General features: G+C 41.6%; 2 protein-coding genes and 2 pseudogenes. 2 read left to right on the top strand and 2 right to left on the bottom strand.

Annotated features, from left to right (window positions below):
- Positions 1–661: 661 nt before the first annotated feature.
- Both EWV84_RS05365 and EWV84_RS05360 read right to left on the bottom strand, forming a co-directional pair.
- Positions 662–931, bottom strand: a complete 270-nt coding sequence (locus EWV84_RS05365) for a hypothetical protein (protein ID WP_286823775.1) — start codon at positions 929–931, stop codon at positions 662–664.
- Positions 932–1238: 307 nt separating this feature from the next.
- A pseudogene (locus tag EWV84_RS05360) lies at positions 1239–1490 on the bottom strand (helix-turn-helix domain-containing protein); the annotation flags it as partial.
- Between the two features lie 249 nt (positions 1491–1739).
- On the opposite strand from EWV84_RS05360, the gene EWV84_RS05355 reads away from it, so the two are divergent.
- Entirely contained in the window at positions 1740–3077 is a 1338-nt protein-coding gene (locus tag EWV84_RS05355; protein WP_287076935.1) for a helix-hairpin-helix domain-containing protein, read from the top strand.
- Positions 3078–3322: 245 nt separating this feature from the next.
- A pseudogene (locus EWV84_RS05350) lies at positions 3323–3799 on the top strand (hypothetical protein); the annotation flags it as partial.

Raw genomic sequence — 3799 nt, 5'->3', positions numbered from 1 at the left:
CTTAAACTAATAAAACGGAGAGCCTATGGCTTTAGAAACTTTCGGAATTTTTGGGTTAGAAGTATGTTGTCTTGGCATCTTGTCTGTTGATTTAGCATAAAGGGTAACGAAGAGCCAGAAATGGAATCAATTCTCAGAAAAGGCGCACCTATGCTTTCATTATTAAGCGATCGCTGGCTCTAGCCAAGAGCTGCCATGGACACAGAACAAATAAACCAATAGTAAAAGCCTTGCTTTGCAAGGCTTTTAGGTGCTTAAATTACAAATGTATGGAAATTTCAGTTTTAATGGTCGCTATCTTAGGTGTTATTTGCCCGGACCAGGGGTGGACAGACTTGACAATCTAGCCATCACAATGCGAAGATGTCTGATGGGAAATTCTTGCTTCACAGGAACCTGCTTTTTGAGACGAGTCCCAACGAGTCTTATAGTCTCCTTGGTCTTGGGGCTATCTAGGGCTTGGTGATAGATTAGGGCATAGGGATAGGTACGAAAGAATGACAGACTTAGTTGATCATTTCAAAGTGCAATCCCTCTCTGAGAAAGGAATTGCACTTTGGGATGTTAGTCACGACTATTGAGAATTGGTATTAGCCATTTTTTCCTGGACTCTAGCCACTATTTTCAGAGATTGCTGTAATGCGGATTTGTTGACATCCGTTTAGGTGGATTGACCGGCCAGAAATTGTCTTTGATAGTCTAAAAACTCGCCATGCCATTCCGCAAAACGCCGCTCCCCATCTCTGACTAAAAATTGGCGGTAGGCTTCCGAGGAAATCCAAGGCTTTGTTGGACGTTGTTGGGCCGAACGAGCTTGGTATTCAGCCGTTGATTGACGGCAGTCGTTGTGATAATTTTGGTGCCATTCGCGATAGCGCCGTTCTCCATCGCGCACGAGGGCTTGGCGATAGGCTTCTGAAGATAGATTCATGGTGTTACTCCTTTTCAAATACCTTGATGGCTTGGCCAGAATTATAACACAATCCGTGAACTACCCAGTGCTGACCTCTCGTCAAGATATGCCCTTGCCCTCAGTTGCCAGGTTTCTTTGCTATCTCAACTGCTGCATTTTGTCCCGCTTTGCGTTGCTACCCTTTAACCAAATTTAGTAGGACCAGCAAAGGTCCATTTGGTATCTTTCCCAAAATCATTACCCAGTATGGATTAGAGCGAATTAGCCAAAATACCTGTAATTCTTACCCGTGAAGCGTCACAAGAGAGATACCAAATAGGTTCTATAGGTGTCTTAAACCTTGTGGCAAAGGGCCACAGCTAACCTCATTCAAGAAGTCTAATTCTTCTTGTTTTTTCTCCTCGGTTAACATTGAAGAAGTTTGACTGTATCCTACTCTTTCTTGTCTTTCGTACCCAGCTTGTGTTCTGACATAGAGAGCTTGATTGTAAACTAATCTTACACAGCCCAAGGTGTGCCGCAATAGCGACTCTTGTTCGGGTGTTGGGTAAAATCGAAACTAATAGGCTTTCTCCACGCCTCACATTCTAGCATATATGGTGTAAATGCGCTAGTATTTAATAGTAAAGCCAACCTGAAACGACGGGGTTTCAGACCAAAATTTTCGATGATGTTGTTTAATTTGATCGTAACCTATTGTAGGTAGAATATACACTTTAGTTATTAATATGGTAATTTTTTTGTCCTGGGGAGCCTGATTGAGCAAAGAAATGCTATATTTCTATTAGCACCCTTGCCAAAATCTCTGGAGAGTTGAGTTACTAATATGGTGAAAATTATCGGTCGTCAATCCTTGGGAAGAAAACCCGTTTACGATATTGGTGTGGAGAAAGATCATAATTTTTTGCTGGGCAACGGGTTAATTGCCTCCAATTGTTTTAATAAATCTCACTCTACCGCTTATGCTTACGTCACCTATCAAACCGCTTATTTAAAAGCTAATTATCCTGTGGAATATATGACAGCGTTACTAACTGCTAGTAGCGATAATCAGGATAAGGTGGAAAAGTATCGAGAAAACTGTCAGAAAATGAATATCGATGTCGAACCTCCCGACATCAATCGATCGCAAAAACATTTTACCCCGATTGGACGCAAAATTCTCTTTGGTTTGTCCGCAGTTAGAAATCTGGGCGAAAATGCGATCGAGGCTATTTTAAAAGCGCGGGAAGCAACAGGAGGAAAGTTTACTTCCTTAGGTGATTTTTGCGAGCGTGTTGATTTGCGATTGGTCAACAAAAGAGCTTTAGAAACGCTAATTTATTGTGGTGCTTTTGATAAAATTCAACCCAATCGCCATCAATTAATTGAAGATTTAGAATTAGTAGTTGCCTGGGCGCAAAAACGCACCAAAGAGAAAGAAAGTGGTCAAATGAATATTTTTGATATGCTAGGAGGTAGCACAGAAAATAAACAAGAATCCGAGTTTGAACAGTCTCCCAGTGCGCCGGCAGTGGAAGATTTTTCCCTACAGGAAAAGTTAAAACTGGAAAAAGAACATTTAGGTTTTTATGTTTCCGAACATCCTTTAAAAGCTTTACAAAGAGCCGCTCAAGTCCTATCTCCTATCAATTTAGCCGACTTAGAAGAACACAAAACCAGAAAAAAAGTTAGTGCAATTGTCCTATTAAATGCCGTTAAGAAAATTCTGACCAAAAAAGGGACTCCCATGGCTTTTTTAACCCTAGAAGATGCCTCCGGACAGTCGGAAGCGGTGGTTTTTTCCGATACCTATGAACGTCTGCAAAAATTATTAGTGGAGGAAGCAACTTTAATGGTGTGGGGAAAAGTTGATCGCCGAGATGATCGGGTACAATTAATTATCGAAGATGCGGAACCGATCGAAACCATTAAAATGGTGATGGTTAATTTATCGATGCAAGATGTCGTCAACCAAAATCGTCAAAATCTTCTTAAAAGTATTCTGCAATCGGGAGACAAACAAAAGGCAAAAGTTCCCGTTATTGCCACCATTGGTGCGGGAACTCAGCGTCAATTTGTGCGTTTAGGACAAAACTATTGGGTAGAGGATGACAATTCGGTGCTAGAGTCTCTGAAAGTTGCGGGTTTTCAGGCTAATTCTGCACCTCTGATTAATCATTAAATGCTAACTGGCAATCACCCAAGAGGGCTTTAGCGATTTTTGTCAATTGTTTTTGATCTAGAGCGAACTAATCAATTAAGTCTCTTGCCAGATAAGGATTTAGTCGATTTATGCCCCCCTATCGAACCATACCAAGTAACGAAGAACCCCCAAGAGCCATGATTGCGCCAATATTGTTCCTGTAAAACCTTCTCGATTTCCTGTTTCGATAATAATTCTCTTTCGACCCACAAATCAAGACAAATATGGATTTTGATCACCTCTTTGACACTATTGCTACTCTTGTCCTCCATCATTCTCCTAGTGGAATGGAAACGGAAATCGATCGCCTGTTACTAGAACGCTTTCAAGAGTTAGGATTAGAAACATGGCAAGATCAAGCGGGAAATGTCATCGGCAAAATTAGAGGACGAGATTCGACCCAAAAAATTGCTATTACTGGTCATAAAGACGAAATTGGTGCTATTATCAAAGCAATTAATCCCGATGGTACTCTGCAAATTCGCCAACTCGGGGGAGCTTTTCCTTGGATTTACGGAGAGGGAGTGGTGGATATTATCGGTGATCAAGAAACCAGATCGGGGATTCTCTCCTTTGGTTCCCGTCATCGAAAATTTTGGGTGGGAAACCCCGCCGTTCTAGGTTGGCTTTACGTTAGAATTAAAAAGACCGTCTCGAAAACCAAGTGGGCGGACAGCACCTTGAAAACTCGGCTTAGGGGG

The organism is Microcystis sp. M_QC_C_20170808_M3Col (genome assembly GCF_007095505.1).
Taxonomy (GTDB): Bacteria; Cyanobacteriota; Cyanobacteriia; order Cyanobacteriales; family Microcystaceae; genus Microcystis.
This window is presented reverse-complemented; position numbering and strand designations above follow the sequence as displayed.

Bases quoted from the DNA above. Each gene is read 5' to 3' on its own strand.
- EWV84_RS05365 (WP_286823775.1), bottom strand. From the start codon at position 931: ATGAATCTATCTTCAGAAGCCTATCGCCAAGCCCTCGTGCGCGATGGA.
- EWV84_RS05355 (WP_287076935.1), top strand. From the start codon at position 1,740: ATGGTGAAAATTATCGGTCGTCAATCCTTGGGAAGAAAACCCGTTTAC.